Annotated in this window: 14 protein-coding genes; 7 read left to right on the top strand and 7 right to left on the bottom strand. The window is 72.3% G+C overall.

The genetic code is table 11. From position 1 onward, the window contains the following. Positions 1-6 precede the first annotated feature (6 nt). A complete protein-coding gene (locus tag ACIRPX_RS24725; RefSeq protein WP_404198551.1) occupies positions 7-2,421 on the bottom strand; it encodes an MMPL family transporter in 2,415 nt (804 codons plus the stop codon). A 166-nt stretch (positions 2,422-2,587) separates the two neighbouring features. Between ACIRPX_RS24725 and ACIRPX_RS24720 the strand changes: the two genes are divergently transcribed. Together ACIRPX_RS24720 and ACIRPX_RS24715 are read left to right on the top strand one after the other, a co-directional pair. Then, positions 2,588-3,277, top strand: a complete 690-nt coding sequence (locus ACIRPX_RS24720; protein ID WP_404198421.1) for a response regulator transcription factor — start codon at positions 2,588-2,590, stop codon at positions 3,275-3,277. Further along, entirely contained in the window at positions 3,274-4,731 is a 1,458-nt protein-coding gene (locus ACIRPX_RS24715) for an ATP-binding protein (RefSeq protein ID WP_404198419.1), read from the top strand. Before ACIRPX_RS24720 ends, ACIRPX_RS24715 begins: the two co-directional genes overlap by 4 nt. An 87-nt stretch (positions 4,732-4,818) precedes the next feature. Here ACIRPX_RS24715 and ACIRPX_RS24710 read toward each other — a convergent pair whose 3' ends face one another. The 3 genes from ACIRPX_RS24710 to ACIRPX_RS24700 all read right to left on the bottom strand — a co-directional run bounded on the left by ACIRPX_RS24710 (position 4,819) and on the right by ACIRPX_RS24700 (position 8,180). Continuing rightward, positions 4,819-6,360: an ABC transporter substrate-binding protein gene (locus ACIRPX_RS24710; RefSeq protein WP_404198417.1), complete on the bottom strand. Its 1,542-nt coding sequence runs from the start codon at positions 6,358-6,360 to the stop codon at positions 4,819-4,821. Between the two features lie 230 nt (positions 6,361-6,590). Continuing rightward, the gene (locus tag ACIRPX_RS24705) at positions 6,591-7,889 is read right to left on the bottom strand and encodes a metallophosphoesterase (RefSeq protein WP_404198414.1); all 1,299 of its coding nucleotides are present in this window, start codon (positions 7,887-7,889) and stop codon (positions 6,591-6,593) included. Positions 7,890-7,940: 51 nt separating this feature from the next. Further along, on the bottom strand, positions 7,941-8,180 hold the full coding sequence (locus ACIRPX_RS24700; RefSeq protein ID WP_266519999.1) for an SCO4848 family membrane protein: 240 nt from the start codon (positions 8,178-8,180) through the stop codon (positions 7,941-7,943). Positions 8,181-8,271: 91 nt separating this feature from the next. Between ACIRPX_RS24700 and ACIRPX_RS24695 the strand changes: the two genes are divergently transcribed. Further along, on the top strand, positions 8,272-9,546 hold the full coding sequence (locus ACIRPX_RS24695; protein ID WP_404198411.1) for a D-alanyl-D-alanine carboxypeptidase family protein: 1,275 nt from the start codon (positions 8,272-8,274) through the stop codon (positions 9,544-9,546). On the opposite strand, the gene ACIRPX_RS24690 is transcribed toward ACIRPX_RS24695, so the two are convergent. Beyond that, positions 9,494-10,405 (bottom strand): YihY/virulence factor BrkB family protein, encoded by a 912-nt coding sequence (locus tag ACIRPX_RS24690; RefSeq protein WP_404198408.1) that lies wholly within the window; start codon positions 10,403-10,405, stop codon positions 9,494-9,496. The genes ACIRPX_RS24695 and ACIRPX_RS24690 overlap by 53 nt on opposite strands. Positions 10,406-10,599: 194 nt before the next feature. Here ACIRPX_RS24690 and ACIRPX_RS24685 point away from each other — a divergent pair, with 194 nt between their 5' ends. Continuing rightward, a complete protein-coding gene (locus ACIRPX_RS24685) occupies positions 10,600-11,952 on the top strand; it encodes an FAD-binding oxidoreductase (RefSeq protein ID WP_404198406.1) in 1,353 nt (450 codons plus the stop codon). A 19-nt stretch (positions 11,953-11,971) separates the two neighbouring features. Beyond that, complete coding sequence (locus ACIRPX_RS24680) at positions 11,972-12,727, top strand: decaprenylphospho-beta-D-erythro-pentofuranosid-2-ulose 2-reductase (RefSeq protein ID WP_404198403.1); 756 nt, start codon at positions 11,972-11,974, stop codon at positions 12,725-12,727. Positions 12,728-12,750: 23 nt separating this feature from the next. On the opposite strand, the gene ACIRPX_RS24675 is transcribed toward ACIRPX_RS24680, so the two are convergent. Both ACIRPX_RS24675 and trpS read right to left on the bottom strand, forming a co-directional pair. After that, a complete protein-coding gene (locus tag ACIRPX_RS24675) occupies positions 12,751-13,326 on the bottom strand; it encodes a 2'-5' RNA ligase family protein (protein WP_404198401.1) in 576 nt (191 codons plus the stop codon). Positions 13,327-13,463: 137 nt separating this feature from the next. Then, positions 13,464-14,474 carry a tryptophan--tRNA ligase gene (gene trpS, locus ACIRPX_RS24670; RefSeq protein ID WP_404198548.1) on the bottom strand — a complete coding sequence of 337 codons (1,011 nt, stop codon included), beginning with the start codon at positions 14,472-14,474 and terminating at the stop codon, positions 13,464-13,466. 185 nt (positions 14,475-14,659) lie between these two features. Between trpS and ACIRPX_RS24665 the strand changes: the two genes are divergently transcribed. Beyond that, a complete protein-coding gene (locus ACIRPX_RS24665; protein ID WP_404198398.1) occupies positions 14,660-15,220 on the top strand; it encodes an RNA polymerase sigma factor in 561 nt (186 codons plus the stop codon). Next, positions 15,213-16,160 (top strand): hypothetical protein, encoded by a 948-nt coding sequence (locus ACIRPX_RS24660; RefSeq protein WP_404198396.1) that lies wholly within the window; start codon positions 15,213-15,215, stop codon positions 16,158-16,160. The genes ACIRPX_RS24665 and ACIRPX_RS24660 overlap by 8 nt, the downstream gene beginning before the upstream one ends. The last annotated feature ends 76 nt before the right edge of the window (positions 16,161-16,236 follow it).

The following is a 16,236-nucleotide window of genomic DNA, read 5'->3' as shown; positions in this document are numbered from 1 at the left end:
GCGCGGTCAGTTCACCGCGTCCACCTCGCCCTCCGCGAGCTCCACGTCGAACACCAGCGGGCCCTCGGCCACGACCACGTGCGTGGCCCGCGAGCCGTACGACGCGGCCGTGGTCGCCAGGAGGTAGGTCCCCGGCGCGGGCACCGACAGGATGTACGAGCCGTCCGCCAGGGAGGTCACCCGGTCCAGCTGACGGCCGCCCTTCGACAGCAGCGTCACCGAGGCGCCGTCGACCGGCTCGCCCTCGGAGGTGCGGATGAAGCCGTGGACCGCCGAGGCGGGGCCCTGCGCGGCCGGCGGCTGCGGCGCCTCCTCCTTCGGCTCCACCGCCAGGTGCGGCAGGCGCCGCTCCAGCCATCCCGGCAGCCACCAGTTGGAGTTGCCGAGCAGGTGCATCGCGGCCGGCACCAGCGCCGTACGGAGGATGAAGGCGTCGAGCGCGACCGCGGCCGCGAGGCCGACGCCCGCCATCGCCGCCCCCGAGTCGCCGCTGAGGACGAACGCCAGGAACACGCAGACCATGATCAGGGCGGCGCTGTTGATGACCCGGCTGGTCTCGGCGAGGCCCACGCGCACCGCGCGCGCGTTGTCCTTCGTGTGCACCCACTCCTCGTGCATCCGGCTGACCAGGAACACCTGGTAGTCCATCGAGAGCCCGAAGAGCAGCGACAGCATGATCACCGGCAGGAAGGCGTTGATCGGTCCCTCCTTGCCGAGGCCGAGCAGGTCCAGGCCCCATCCCCACTGGAAGACCGCGACGAGCACGCCGAAGGAGGCCGCCGCGGCGATCAGATTCATCAGGGCGGCCGTGAGCGGCACCACGAGCGAGCGGAAGGCGACCAGCAGGAGCAGGAAGCCGAGGCCGATGATCGTGCCGATGAACAGCGGCAGCCGGTCGCCCGTCACCGACGCGAAGTCCTTGGACACCGCGGTCACCCCGCCCACGTGCGCCTGGGCGCCCGCCTGAGGGATCACCCGGTCCCGCAAGGTGTCGATCAGGTCGTCCGTCTGCTTCGACTGCGGTGATGTCGTCGGGACGACCTGGATCACCGTCACGCCCTTGGCGGGCGGCAGGGGGGCCACCCGGGCGACCCCTGGGGTGGCGTCGATGCCCTTGACCAGCGTGGCCGTGTCACCGCCCACGCTGACCACCTGCAGCGGACCGTTGAAGCCGGGCCCGAAGCCCTCGGCGAGCAGGTCGTACGCCTTCCTGGTGGTCGTCGACGCGTCGTCGTTGCCCTGGTCGGTGGCGCCGAGGCGGAGCGACAGCACCGGGACGGCGAGGACGGCCATGACGACGAGGGCGAGCGCGGCGATCCTGCGGGGGCGCTTCTGCACGTTCGCCGACCAGCGGGCGGCGAGTCCGCTCGCCTGCTCCGTCTCGGGCCCTGCGCCGGCCGCGGCGGCCAGCCGGCGCCGCTGGCGGCGGCTGAGCACGCGCGGGCCGAGGAGCCCGAGCAGGGCCGGGAGCAGGGTCGTGGCCGCGAGCACGCTCAGCACCACGGTCAGCGAGGTGCCGACGACGACACCGTCGAGGAAGCGCAGCCGCGTCACGAGCATCCCGGCGAGCGCGATGCAGACCGTGCCGCCCGCGAACAGCACCGCCCGTCCCGAGGTGTTGAGCGCCGTGACGGCCGACTCCTCGGGGTCCAGCCCCCGCTCGATACCGCGCCGGTGCCGGGTGACGATGAACAGGGCGTAGTCGATGCCGACGCCGAGGCCGATCAGGGAGGCGAGCAGCGGGGCGATGTCGGGGATGTCGGTGGTGTGGCTGAGCAGCTGGGTGGAGAAGAGACCCAGCCCCACGCCGAAGACGGCGATCGCGATCGGCAGCAGCATCGCGAACAGCGAGCCGAAGGCGAGGAACAGCACGACGGCCGCGGCGACGATGCCGACCATCTCCGACAGGCCCTGCGGCGGCTCCTGGATGCGCTGGATGGCCTGGCCGCCCAACTCGACCTGGAGTCCGCCGCGTTCGGCGCTCTGCGCGGTGTCGACCACGTTCTGGACGAGGTCCTTGGGCACCTCGTTCGCCCGCTTGGTGAAGGTCAGCTGGGCGTACGCGATCTTGCCGTCGCCGCTGATCTGAGAGGCCCCCCGGGCTCCCGTGTAGGGGCTGGTGACCGCGCCGACGCCGGGCATCTTCGCGATCTTGTCGAGGGCCGGCTGGACGCGGGTGCGGACCGCCTGGTCCTTCACCGAGCCGCCGTCGACCTTCCACACCACGGTGTCGGTGTCACCGGAGGTGCTCGGGAAGGCCTTCTGCATCAGGTCGTACGCGCTCTTGGAGTCCGTGTCGGGGAGGGAGAAGACGTTCGCGTAGTTCGTGCCCGCCGCCGAGGCCGAGAAGCCCACGCCGAACAACGCCCCCACCCACAGGAACAGGACCACCAGCCGGTGCCGATAGCACCACCGTGCCAATGCCGCCACGATCAAACGCTCCTTGTCGGTCGTCGGTCGGTCCCCCAGGTCCTGGGCAACAGGATTGGGGGCGCCGCCCGCGCACGGGCGGAATGCGCCATGACTCTCAAGGAACTCCAAAGACCGATCCGGCCCCGCCGCCGGGGGTCCGCCCGATACTGGGGGCATGACGACGGCTCCAGGCACCGTTCTGGTGGTGGAGGACGAGCCGAGCATCGCGGACGTCCTCGCCATCGCCCTGCGCTACCACCGGTTCGAGGTGATGGTCGCGGGCACCGTCCGCGAGGCCCTCGCGCTCGCCGGGCGCACCCGCCCGGACGCGGCGCTGCTCGACGTCATGCTGCCGGACGGCGACGGCCGGGCGCTGGGGCGTGAGCTGCGCGACCGCCAGCCCGACCTGGCGCTCGTCTTCCTCACCGCGCGCGACTCGCCCGCCGAGATCGTCGGCGCCCTCGGCTTCGGCGACGACTACATCACCAAGCCGTTCAACATCGACGAGGTGGTCGCCCGGATCACCGCGGTGCTGCGCCGCACCCGCCCGGCGGACGTGCTGCCGCAGCGGCCCCCGCTGCGGTACGGCGACCTGGAGCTGGACGAGACGACGTACAGCGTCCACCGCGCGGGCCGCAGCGTCGAGCTCACCCCCACCGAGTACGCGCTGCTGCGCTTCCTGGTGCGCAACGGCGGCCGGGTCGTGCCCAAGGAGCAGCTCCTGCGCCACGTCTGGCAGTACGAGCACACCCCGCCCGAGTCCACCGTCGTCGAGACGTACATCAGCTATCTGCGGCGCAAGCTGGAGGCGCTCGGGCCGCCGGTGATCACCACCCGGCGCGGTGTGGGATACGGGCTGGCATGAGGATCCGCTGGCTGAACTGCGAGCGCGGCATGCACTCGCTGCGCGCCAAGCTGACGCTGACCAATGTCGCGCTGCTCGCCCTCGGCATCGTGGCGACCACCGCGATCAGCCTCATGGGCATGCGGTACTACCTGCTCGACCAGGTCGACTCGCAGCTGACCAAGATGCGCGACTCCCTGGGCGGTTCGCAGCTCACGGTCCGGCAGATCGACTCGCTGGGCGCCCTGGCCTTCGTCCACGACCGGCTGGTGCCGGACGACACGGACAAGGAGCGCTCCACCCCGGACTCGATCTACACGGCCGTCGACGGCCGGGGCACGGCCGTGGGCATCCTCGGCGTCGAACCCACCGAGGCGCAGATCGGTCTGGCCCGCGCGGTCGGCGACGCCTCGGCCCTCGCCGAGGACGCCGATCCGCACGACGTGCAGGTGCACGGCACCTCCTACCGGGTCACCGCCGTCCGGCTGACCGACGGCACGTACGTCCTGATGGCCACCTCCACCGAGGCCCTGCACAACGGCATGGGCAAGGCGCTCAAGCTCGACTTCGCCGTCGGTGGTCTGCTGCTGGTGCTGCTGGCCTGTCTGACGCTGTTCAGCGTGCGGCGGCGGATGCGGCCGCTGGAGGACATGGTGGAGACGTCCTCGGCGATCGCGGAGGGCGACCTGACCCTGCGCGTGCCCTCCAGCACCCATCCGACGCAGGAGGTGGAGCAGCTGCGGCTCGCCCTCAACTCCATGCTCCACCAGGTCGAGTCGGCGTACCGCACGCGCGAGCGCAGCGCGGCCCAGCTGCGCCGCTTCGTCGCCGACGCCTCGCACGAGCTGCGCACCCCGCTGTCGGCGATACGCGGCTATCTCCAGCTCTACGACAAGGGCATGCTCAGCGATCCGGACGAGCGCAAGCGGGCCTGGGAGCGGGTGCTGGCGGAGACGGACCGCATGGGGCGGCTGGTGGACGAGCTGCTCACCCTGGCCCGCCTCGACCAGCAGCCCGAACTGCGCTTCCGCAACGTCGACCTGAGCCGCCTGGTCCGGGACGCGGCCGAGGACCTGCGGGTGCAGCAGCCGGAGCGGCCCATCACGGTGGGCGCCGACGGCGCGCTGCTGGTGCACGCCGACGAGTCGGGCCTCAGGCAGGTGCTCGGCAATCTGGTGGGCAACGTCCGCACGCACACGCCCGCGGACGTGCCGGTGCGGCTGGACGTGGGGCGGGAGGACTCGGTCGTGCGCCTGTGCGTCGCGGACGAGGGCCCGGGGCTGTGCGACGACGACGCGGCACGGGTCTTCGACCGCTTCTTCCGGGTCGGCACGGGCGCGGGCAGCGGGCTGGGCCTGGCCATCGTGCAGGGCGTCGTGCAGGCGCACGGCGGGGACGTGGCGGTGCGCACGGCACCGGGCCAGGGGCTGGCGGTGACGGTCACGCTCCCGGCGCGGACGGCCGCCCGGCCGTGACCGCCGGGCCCGGCTCCGGGCGGGAGAGACGGAGGCCGGATGGGCGTGCGACGTCACTCCGGCGCAGGACGACGCCGCGGGTTCACCTCAGATCCAGGTGAGGCTCCACAGCCGGAACACGCCGGTGCCGTCGTCGAGATACTGGCCGCCGCCGACGTCCTCGCTGCTGAGGACGTACTCCTTGCCCTGCCACAGCGGGATGACCGGGACGTCGCGGGCGACGTCGCGCTGGAGGCTGGTGAAGTCGTTCGCGGCGTCCGAGCGGTCGGCGTACGACTGGCTGGTCCGGATCAGCCGGTCGACCGCCTTGCTGCTGTACCCGGTGTTCATGGTGCCGTCGCTGCCGACGAGCGGGGCGCCGAAGGTGTCCGGGTCCGGGTAGTCGGCGACCCAGCCGACGGCGTAGGCGTCCAGCTTCCCGGCGGCCCAGCGCTCCTGGAAGTCGGTCCATCCGTAGCCCTGGAGGGTCACCTTGAACAGGCCGCTCGCCTCCAGCTGCTGCTTGATGGCCGCGGCCTCCGCCTCGGAGGCGCCGCGGTTCTTGGCGTAGCCGTAGGTGAAGCGGACCGGTGTCGTCACGCCGGCCTCGGCGAGCAGGGTCTTCGCCTTCTGCGCGTCCTGCCGGGGGTAGGCGTCGAAGAAGGACGTGGTGTGGCCGGTGATGCCCGTCGGGATCAGCGAGTACAGCGGGTCGACGGTCCCCTGGTACACCGTGGCGGCCAGCCGTTCGCGGTTGATCAGCCAGGCCATGGCCCGCCGCACCCGCACGTCGTGCAGGGGCGAGTTCTGCCGGGTGTTGAGGTAGAGGTTGCGGATCTCGGCGCTGTCGGACTCCGACAGACGCTGGTGCGGATCGCTCGCCGAGAGCCCGGACAGGACCTTGGGCGGCAGCTGGCGGGCGGCGACGTCGACCTGCCGGGCGTTCCAGGCCTTGTCGAGGGCCTGCGGGTCGACGTAGTAGAGCAGGTCGACGGGGCGGCCGGTGCTCTTCAGGGCGCCCCGGTAGCGCTTGTTCGGCCTGAGGACGGCCTTCTTGCCCTTGTCGTACGACGCGAGTGTGTACGGCCCGGTGCCGTCCACGCCGGTGGCGGTGCGCAGGCCGTCCCTCGGGTACTTCTGGCTGTCCACGATCGAGCCGGCGCCCGTGGCCACCTTGAACGGGAAGGTGGCGTCCGGCGAGGACAGGTGGAAGGTGACGGTCAGGCCGTCCGCGCTCACCGAGCGGAGCGTGCTGAGCAGCGAGGACGGACCGACGTCGGACTTGATCCTCTTGACCCGGTCGAAGGAGTACTTGACGTCCTGCGCGGTCATCGCGCGGCCGCTCGGGAACGTGAGCCCGGCGCGCAACCGGCAGCGGTACGTGGTCGGTTCGCTGCCGACGAAGCCGCAGCTGCGGGCCGCGTCCGGGACCGGTGTGGCGCTGCCCGGCTCGTAGGTCAGCAGTGACTGGAAGACGTTGCTGAACAGCGCCCAGGAGCCCGCGTCGTAGGCGCCGGCCGGATCGAGTGCCGTGATCTCGTCCGTGGTGCCGACCCTGATGGTCTTCCCGGTGTCCTCCTGCGACGGCAGCAGCTGCCAGGCACCCACGGCCACGCCCGCGAGTACCAGAAGCGACGCGAGAACACGCATGCGAACCGAACGCATCGGTTGGCCCTCCCCTGCCCCGAAGGGCACCCACCCCTTGTGCCACCCCCTAGTGGCGCGGCTCACCTAATCACACGTGTTTCAGCGGAGGGAAGAGCAATCTGCCGAGTTGAGACCGAAGTTGCCGCAAGGGGTTTCCGCCATGTTTCACAGCGCAGTCACAGGGTCCGCCCCGGAGGGTCGCGCAAGCGGTCACCGCGGGCGGCCCGGGACCGTCAGGCCCGCGTCGAGGCCAGTTCGATCACGGTGATGTCGGACGGCGCCCCCACGCGTGTGGGCGGCCCCCAGGCGCCGGCGCCGCGGCTGACGTACAACTGCGTGTCGCCGTAGCGCTCCAGCCCCGCGACGGTCGGATTGGCGGCCGCCGCGATGAAGTTGCCGGGCCAGAGCTGGCCGCCGTGGGTGTGGCCGGAGAGCTGGAGGTCGACGCCGTGCTCGACGGCGTCGTGGATCTGGACCGGCTGGTGGGCGAGGAGCACGCACGCGCGTGCCGTGTCCCGGTCGCCGAGCGCCTTGCCGAAGTCGGGGCCCTGGCCGGTGCTCTCGCCGGCGATGTCGTTCACCCCGGCCAGGTCGAAGAAGGGCAGTTCGGTACGGGCGTTCTCCAGCGGGTGCAGGCCGAGGCGCCGTACCTCCTCGACCCACTGCTCGGCGCCGGAGAAGTACTCGTGGTTGCCGGTGACGAAGTAGGAGGGCGCCTCCAGCTGCGTCAGCGGGGCGGCCGCCGGCGCCAGGTCGGGCACGCTGCCGTCCACCAGGTCGCCGACGACCGCGACGATGTCCGGGCGCGTGGCGTTGATCGTGTCGACGACCTTCTGCGTGAAGCTCCGGCCGAGGATCGGGCCCAGGTGGATGTCGCTGACCACGGCGATGCGGTAGCCGTGCGCCGCGCGCGGGAGCTTGGCCAGCGGCACGGTGACGCGCTTCACACGCGGGCCGCGCAGCACGCCGTAGGTGCCGTACCCGACGGTGCCCACCGCGGCGGCCGCGGCGGCGCCCGCGACAACACGGGAGACGAAGAGGCGGCGCGAGGGCTCAAAGGACCCGGCCACCGGCGCACTCCCGGTCCCGGGCCTGGACCCGTTCCCGGCTCCGGCCCCGGGTTCGGGCTCGGGCTCGGGCCCCGCGTCCCGCGGGGGTACGGATCCGGCCGAAACCCGCTGCGCGCGCGGGACCTCCGCCGCGGCACGCGCCCGCCGGACCGGCACACGGCGCAGCAGCGGCCGTACGGCCTCGCCCGCCACGACGGCGAGCAGCAGGTAGACCGACAGCGCGAGCCACAGGAAGCCCGGCCAGGCGAGGACCTGCTGGAGCAGGAACGGCGCACCGGCGCGCTCCGCGACGATCGCCCCGACGGCCAGCACCCAGCCGCCCGCGACCAGCGCCGCGCCCGCCCGGCGCGCCGGACCCGGCCGTGCGGTCGTGTCGCGGAACAGACGGCGCCACAGGTACCAGTTGGCCGCGACGAGCACGCCGAGCGCGGCCAGCGCGACCAGGACGAAGACGATGACCACCGTGCCGTTGACCCCCGTTGCCGGTTCTGCCGTTGTCCGCGGATGCGCCGCTTATGAGGTCTGACGCAAAGCGCGCAGGCCGCGCAACCCGATGCCGCCGATGACCGTCCCCAATACGAAGGAGACGACAGCGAGCGTCAGGTGCACCCAGAAGTAGGCCGTCGGGTGGCCGTCGTCGAACGCGAGGCCGCTGCCGTCCTTGACCAGATTCTTGACGAAAGTGACCCAGATGACCCAGCTCCACACCCCGAAGGCGAGCAGGAACCAGGAGACGGGGCGACTGAGCTTCATACGTTCAGTATCACCGCCGCCGGTCCCGTTCGGCGTCCGGGGTGGGGTCGGAGGCGGGACTTCGCGCCGTACGGCATGTACGTTTCCGTCCGTGTCCGCTCCCAAGAAGACCATCAGGCGATCCCTGCTGGTCACCGCCGCCGCCCTGTCCTCGCTCCCGCTGGCCGCGCCCGCCGCCCTGGCGGCCCCGGATCCCTCCCCGAGTCCGTCGGCCACTCCCCCGGCGCACATGTCGGGCGTGGGCGGCGCCCGGCTCGGCCGAGCGGGGACCCAGGTGAACCCGGGCAGCGGCGCGCCGGTGCTCCCCAAGGGCATCAGCGCCCGCTCCTGGATCGTCGCGGACGCGGAGTCGGGCGAGGTGCTCGCCTCGCACAACGCACACTGGCGGCTGCCTCCGGCGAGCACGATGAAGATGCTGTTCGCCGACACGGTGCTGCCGAAGTTCCAGAAGACGGACAAGCACAAGGTCGTCCCCTCCGACCTGGCCGGCATGGGTGCCGGCTCCAGCATGGTCGGGATAAAGGAGGGCGAGACCTACACGGTCCACGACCTGTGGCTCGGCGTCTTCCTTCGCTCCGGCAACGACGCCGTGCACGTGCTGTCGGCCATGAACGACGGCGTCGACGCCACCGTCAGGGAGATGAACCAGCAGGCTCAGGAGCTCCAGGCCCTCGACACGCACGTGATCACGCCCGACGGGTACGACGCCCCGGGCCAGGTCTCGTCGGCGTACGACCTGACCCTCTTCGCCCGCTCCGGGCTGCAGAACAAGGACTTCCGCGAGTACTGCTCGACGGTGCGCGCCAAGTTCCCCGGCGAGACGAAGAAGGGCAAGAAGGGCGGCAAGCCGGTGCGCCCGTCCTTCGAGATCCAGAACACCAACCGGCTGCTGAGCGGCGACTACGACACCCCCGTCTACCAGGGGATCGCGGGTGTGAAGAACGGCTACACGACGAACGCGGGCACGACGTTCACCGGTGTCGCCGAGCGCGGCGGCAGGGTGCTGCTGGTCACCGTCATGCACCCGGAGAAGAACGAGCACAACGAGGTCTACAAGGAGGCCTCCGAGCTCCTCGACTGGGGCTTCAAGGCGTCCGGCAAGGCGACGCCGGTCGGCGCGCTGGTCGCGCCGCGGAGCGCGCAGGCCGACGCGCAGCCGGGGGCGAACCCGTCGGGCCAGGCGGGCGGTTCCGGCGACGCCTCGGGCGCCCCGGTGGCGAGTTCCACGGCGAACGGCGCCTCCGGCGGCATGGGGGTCGCCCTCGCCATAGCGGCCGGTGTGCTGGTGCTGCTCGGCGCGGGCGCGTTCCTGGTCAACCGCCGCTGGCCGCTGCCGGATCTGGTACGCCGTCGGCCTCGGCCGTGACGTCCTCGCCCTCCTTGCTCCGCGTCGCCGTCCAGGCGGCGCAGAACAGGACCAGCTTCGAGGTGAAGTTGATCCACAGCAGCAGGGCCACCGGCACGCCGAACGCGCCGTACATGCTCTTCGCCGCCACGCCCTGCATATAGCCGCTGAGCAGTGTCTTCAGCAGTTCGAAGCCGATCGCGCCGGTCAGCGCGGCGACCGCCAGCCGACGGCGCGGCGGCTCGACGCCGGGCAGCAGGGTGAGGACGTACAGAAGCAGCAGGAAGTCGGCGAACACGGCCACGAGGAACGCGATGACGCGGAGCAGGACGCCGCCCCAGCCGTTCCTGTCGAGGCCGATCTGCTCGGTGATCCAGCCGACCATCGCCGAGGCGACGATGGAGGTGGCGAGCGTGACGAGGACGGCGCCGCCGAGACCGATGAGGATGCCCAGGTCCTTGGCCTTGCGCACGAAGGGGTTCTCCTCCTCGTCGGGCAGCTCCCACACCGCCCGCAGGCTGTCCCGCATGGAACCGGCCCAGCCGGTGCCGGTGAACAGCAGGGCGGCGCCCGCGATCAGGCCGATGGTGCCCGCGTTGTTGACCAGGCCCTCGATGTCGAGCTGGTCGGAGATGCCGGGCACCTGCTCGACGATCTTGTCCTGGAGGTCCCTCTGCTGCTGCTCGCTGAGGGTGGCGGCGGCGGCCGCGGCGACCACGGTCAGCAGCGGGAACAGGGCGACGAAACTGGTGAAGGTCATCGCGGCGGCCAGCCTGGCCCACTTCACGCGGTCCAGGCGCTCGAACGATCGCCACGCGTGCGTGAGCATCAGTCGTGCCACCAGCGGGCCGACGACGGGGAGGTTCTTCAGCCAGTCCATGATCCGACTCTCCCCTCGGTTCGGATACTCGATGTGCGAGTACCCCGAAAGGACCGCGGTGTTACGGCGCCGTACGCGCTCATGGCCGCCGATGTCGCGGCACTATGGCACGACATCCCATTAATCACCCATTTCGCGGAAGAGCATCATGTTTCAAAACTGATCGCCCGTAAAGGGGCGATACGGTCGCGGTCATGTCTGCCGACACCGTTCCCGTCCCCTTCACGGGCTGGGGCCGCACCGCTCCCACCGCGGCGCGTCCGGTCCGCCCGCGGACGTACGAGGAGGCCGTGGCCGCGGTCCGGGGCTGCGGGGTCCGCGGGGGCATCCCGAGGGGCCTGGGGCGGGCGTACGGGGACGCCGCGCAGAACGCCGGCGGAGCGGTGCTCGACATGACGGGCCTGGACCGCATCCACGCCATCGACGCCGACGGCGGCACCGTGCTGTGCGACGCGGGGGTCTCGCTGCACCGCCTGACGGAGGTGCTGCTGCCGCTCGGCTGGTTCGTGCCGGTGGTGCCCGGCACCCGCCAGGTGACGGTGGGCGGCGCCATCGGCGCCGACGTCCACGGCCAGAACCAGCACGTGGCCGGCACCTTCTCCCGCCACGTCCTCTCCCTCGAACTGCTCACCGCCGACGGCGAGATCCGCGCGGTCGGCCGGGGCACGCCCCTGTTCGACGCGACCACCGGCGGCCTGGGCCTGACCGGGGTCGTCCTCACGGCCACCGTCCGGCTGCTGCCGGTCGAGACCTCCCTGATGTCGGTCGACACGGTGCGCACCACCGGCCTCGACGACCTGCTGGCACGCCTGGCGGCCACCGATCACCTCTACGGCTACTCGGCCGCCCGGATCGACCTGACGGCCCGCGGCGCGGCGACGGGGCGCGCGGTCCTCACCCGCGGCGACCACGCTCCGCTCGACGCGCTGCCGGCCCGCGCGCGCAGGGCACCGCTGGATCTCCGGACCCGCCGGTGCACGGCCGCCCCGGCCCTCCTCCCGGGCCTGCCGGGCGGCCCGGCCGCGCGCCTGCGCGACGAGCTGCGGCACCGGACGGCGCCGCGCGTGCGGACCGGTGAACTGCGCGGCATCTCCGCCTTCCTCCATCCCCTGGACGGCGTGCGGCCCCGCAACCGCCTCGGCGGCCTCGGCGGCCTCGTGCGGTACCAGTGCGTCGTCGGGGACGGCCAGGAGGACACGCTGCACCGGATCGTGCGCCGCGCCGGCGAACAGCGCTCCCCGGCCTCCTGGGCCGTCCTCAAGCGCTTCGGGGAGGCCGGGGAGGGCTGGCTGTCCTTCCCCGTGCCGGGCTGGTCGCTCGCCCTCGTCCTCCCGGCCCGCGCGCCCGGTCTCGGCGCCCTCCTCGACGGCCTCGACGAGGAGGTCGCCACGGCCGGCGGGCGCGTCTGCCTCGCCCAGGACGCCCGGCTGCGCCCCGACCTGCTCGCCGCGATGTACCCGCGCCTCGACGACTTCCGGGCCCTGCGGGCCGAACTCGACCCGCGCGCGGTGTTCACCTCGGACCTGTCCCGCCGTCTCGCCCTCTAGGCCCCTAGGAGCTGCTGTCGTGAAGGACGCCTTCGGCCTCCCCCAGTCCCTGCTCGTCCTCGGCGGTACGTCCGAGATCGCGCTCGCCACCGCCCGCCGCCTCATCGCCCGCCGCACCCGCACCGTCTGGCTCGCGGGGCGTCCCTCGCCGGCCCTGGAACAGGCCGCCGAGCAGCTGCGCGGGCACGGCGCCGACGTGCACACCGTCGCCTTCGACGCGCTCGACCCCGCCTCCCACGAGACGGTCCTCGGCAAGGTCTTCGCCGAGGGCGACGTCGACATGGTGCTGCTCGCCTTCGGGATCCTCGGCGACCAGGCACGCGACGAGCGCGACCCGGCCGCCGCGGTGCGGGTGGCGCAGACCAACTACACCGGGGCGGTGTCGGCGGCCCTGGTTGGCGCGAGTGCGCTGCAGGGACAGGGCCACGGCTCCCTGGTGGTGCTCTCCTCCGTCGCCGGCGAGCGGGCCCTGCGCAGCAACTTCATCTACGGCTCCAGCAAGGCCGGCCTGGACGTCTTCGCGCAGGGTCTGGGCGACGCGCTGTACGGCACGGGCGCGCACGTCATGGTCGTACGCCCCGGGTTCGTCCGGTCGAAGATGACCGCGGGTCTGCCCGAGGCACCGTTCGCGACCACCCCGGAGGCGGTCGCCACGGCCGTCGAGCTGGGGCTGCGGCGGCGCTCGGAGACGGTCTGGGTGCCAGGCAGGCTGCGGGTGGTGATGTCGGTGCTGCGGCATGTGCCGCGGGCGGTGCTGCGGCGGCTGCCGGTCTGATCGGCGGCCGGGGACGGCCGCGGTCAGTGGCTGGGGATGGTGCCGCGTACATGACCGCCCTGGGGCGGCACCGTGGGGCTCCCGAAGGGGAACTCGCGCAGCTTGCGCCAGACACCGTCGGGCCCCTGCTCGTACAGCGCGAAGCCGGTGCACGACCACTCGGCCCGGTAGTCGGCGAGTTCCTCGAAGGCGCGGTCCATCGACTCCTCGTCGATGCCGTGCGCGACGGTGACGTGCGGGTGGTACGGGAACTGCAGCTCCCGCGACACCGGGCCGGAGGCGTCGCGCACCTGCTTCTGCAGCCAGGTGCAGACCTCGGCGCCCTCGTCGACCCGTACGAACACGACCGGTGACAGGGGGCGGAAGGTGCCGGTCCCGGACAGCCGCATCGGGAACGGCCGCCCGGCCGCGGCGACCTCGGTCAGGTGCGCCTCCACGGCCGGCAGGGCGCCGCCGTCGACCTCCGTCGGCGGCAGCAGGGTGACGTGGGTGGGAATGCCGTGAGCCGCGGCGTCGCCGAAGCCCGTGCGCAGCTGTTGGAGCAGGCTGCCGTAAGGCTCCGGGACCGCGATCGAAACGCCGATCGTTACGGTCCCCACGTCGTCTCCTGTCGTCGTGACGGATTTGTTCTCAGGCGTCGGCTATCGACTGTACGGCCACGGAAGTGCCGCGGGCACGCGCAACCGTAGTGATGTGCAGCGCTCTGCCGGACGGCGCCCCCGGGCGGTGGCGCGCGTCAGTGCTTGGCGGGCAGGAAGCCCACCTTGTCGTACGCCTGGGAGAGGGTCTCCGCGGCCACCGCACGCGCCTTCTCCGCGCCCTTGGCCAGGATCGCGTCCAGCGTCTCCGGGTCGTCCAGGTACTGCTGGGTGCGCTCCCGGAAGGGCGTCACGAAGTCGACCATGACCTCGGCGAGGTCCGTCTTGAGCGCGCCGTACATCTTGCCCTCGTAGTCGCGCTCCAGCTCGGCGACCGACGTGCCGGTGAGGGTCGAGTAGATGGTGAGCAGGTTGCTGACGCCGGGCTTGTCCGCGACGTCGTAGCGGATGACGGTGTCGGTGTCGGTGACCGCGCTCCTGACCTTCTTCGCGGTGGCCTTGGGCTCGTCGAGAAGGTTGATCAGGCCCTTCGGCGTGGACGCCGACTTGCTCATCTTGATCGAGGGGTCCTGCAGGTCGTAGATCTTCGCCGTCTCCTTGAGGATGTACGGCTTGGGGATCGTGAAGGTCTCGCCGAAGCGGCCGTTGAAGCGCGTGGCGAGGTCACGGGTCAGCTCGACGTGCTGGCGCTGGTCCTCGCCGACCGGGACCTCGTTCGCCTGGTAGAGCAGGATGTCGGCGACCTGGAGGATCGGGTACGTGAACAGGCCGACGCTCGCGCGGTCGGCGCCCTGCCGGGCGGACTTGTCCTTGAACTGGGTCATGCGGCTCGCCTCGCCGAAACCGGTGAGGCAGTTCATGACCCAGGCCAGCTGGGCGTGCTCGGGGACATGGCTCTGGACGAAGAGCGTGCAGCGCTCGGGGTCGAGCCCGGCCGCCAGGAGCTGGGCGGCCGCCAACCTGGTGTTCGCGCGCAGCTCCGCCGGGTCCTGGGGAATCGTGATCGCGTGCAGGTCGACGACCATGTAGAACGCGTCGTGGGACTCCTGCAGGGCGACCCACTGGCGGACGGCGCCGAGGTAGTTGCCGAGGTGGAACGAGCCCGCGGTGGGCTGGATTCCGGAGAGCACGCGCGGACTGCTCGGCATGGCGAAGCCATTCCCCTGAGGGTGGTGGGCGACGGGCGGGCGATCAGAGGCCATGCTCACCATTCTCTCAGGTCCCGGGCTCCGATCCGGAACTGGTCGGAAACAGACGGGAACCGATCTGTCTCGCGCGGTGTAACAAGGGTGTGAGGACGCGGGAGGGGGGCCGCATCGTCGATGAGGCCGCGGTGATCGCACGCGTACGCGACGGAGAGCCGGAGGCGTACGCAGAGCTGGTGCGGGCCCATACGGGCATCGCGCTCAGGGCGGCCGCCGCGCTCGGGGCGGGGGCGGACGCGGAGGACGTGGTGCAGCAGGCCTTCGTGAAGGCGTACTGCGCGCTGGGCGGGTTCCGGGACGGCGGGGCCTTCAAGCCGTGGCTGCTGTCGATCGTCGCCAATGAGACGAGAAACACAGTGCGCACGGCGGCGCGGCAGCGCACGCTCGCCGGCCGGGAGGCGGCCTTCGCCGAGGCCGAGCCGCTGATACCGGAATCGGCGGACCCGGCGACGGCGACGCTGGAGTCGGAGCGCCGCACCGCTCTCCTGGCGGCCCTGGAGCGCCTGAGCGAGGAACATCGCCTGGTCGTCACCTACCGCTATCTCCTGGAGATGGACGAGTCCGAGACCGCCCAGGCACTGGGCTGGCCGCGCGGGACGGTCAAGTCCCGCCTCAGCCGCGCCCTGCGCAAGCTGGGCCGTCTCCTGCCGGATTTCGAGCCGCGGGAAGGGGGTGACGAGCGTGGATGAGCGACGGGGCGCGTACGACGGCGGGGGCGGGCGTGGCCGCGCGCGACGGCGCGGGGGTCCCTCCGGTCTGCCGGAGGAACTGCGCGCGCTGGGCAGGTCGCTGGACCCGTCGGGGACGCGTGGCGCGGAGGACGCCGGCGATCCTGCCGGCCCCGAGACGATGGTCGAGCGCGTGCTCGGACAGATACTGGCCGAGCGGCTGCCCGTCCCCGCGGCCGGGCCCCGGGGCCCCCGTGCGCGGCTGCGTGCGGTCCGGCGCTGGACGCGGCGGCGCTGGCGGTCGGTGACCGCGGCCCTGTGCGGCCTGCTGACGGTGCTCGCGCTCACGCCTCCGGTGCGGGCCGCCGTGCTGGACTGGTTCGACTTCGGCGGGGTCGAGGTGCGGTACGACCCGTCGGCGGTGCCCTCGCCCGGAGCCGTCGTGCCCGGCTGCGGCAGATCGGTGTCGCTCGGACAGGCCCAGCGGCGGGCCGGCTTCGAGCCGTTGGTGCCGGACGCCCTCGGCATGCCGGACACGGTGGCGGTCACCGGCGAACCGCGCGGCCGCTTCCTGGTGAGCCTGTGCTGGAAGAAGGAGGGGCACACGGTCCGGCTGGACGAGTTCCCGGCCCGGCTGGACATCGGCTTCACCAAACGGCTGCGGGAGCCTCCGCGGTGGCTCCCGCTGGACGCGCAGCCGTCGGCCGGGGGCGGGCAGGACTTCGCGCTGTGGTTCCCCGAGCCGCACCTGCTGAGCTTCTGGCTGGTGGACGCGGAAGGGCGCCGGTTCACTCGCGCGGAGCGGACCGCCGGGCCGACGTTGCTGTGGACCCATGGGCCGGAGGACGGGGGCGCGGGCGTCACGCTGCGGCTGGAAGGGGTGGCGTCCAGCGAGCGGGCGGTGCGGATCGCCATGTCGGTGCGGGCGCCGTCCGGGAAGTCGTCCGATTCCGCCGGATAGTTCGCCGGCACCGGGAACCCGCGCGGGCCGGGCGGTGTACCAGAAGTGACAAGCGGTTCGGGGACGGGCCGCACGG

Origin of the sequence: Streptomyces sp. NPDC101225 (assembly GCF_044767585.1) — a bacterium.
Taxonomy (GTDB): domain Bacteria; phylum Actinomycetota; class Actinomycetes; order Streptomycetales; family Streptomycetaceae; genus Streptomyces.
Note: the sequence above shows the minus strand (reverse complement) of the source record. Positions and strands in the feature narration are given on the sequence as shown.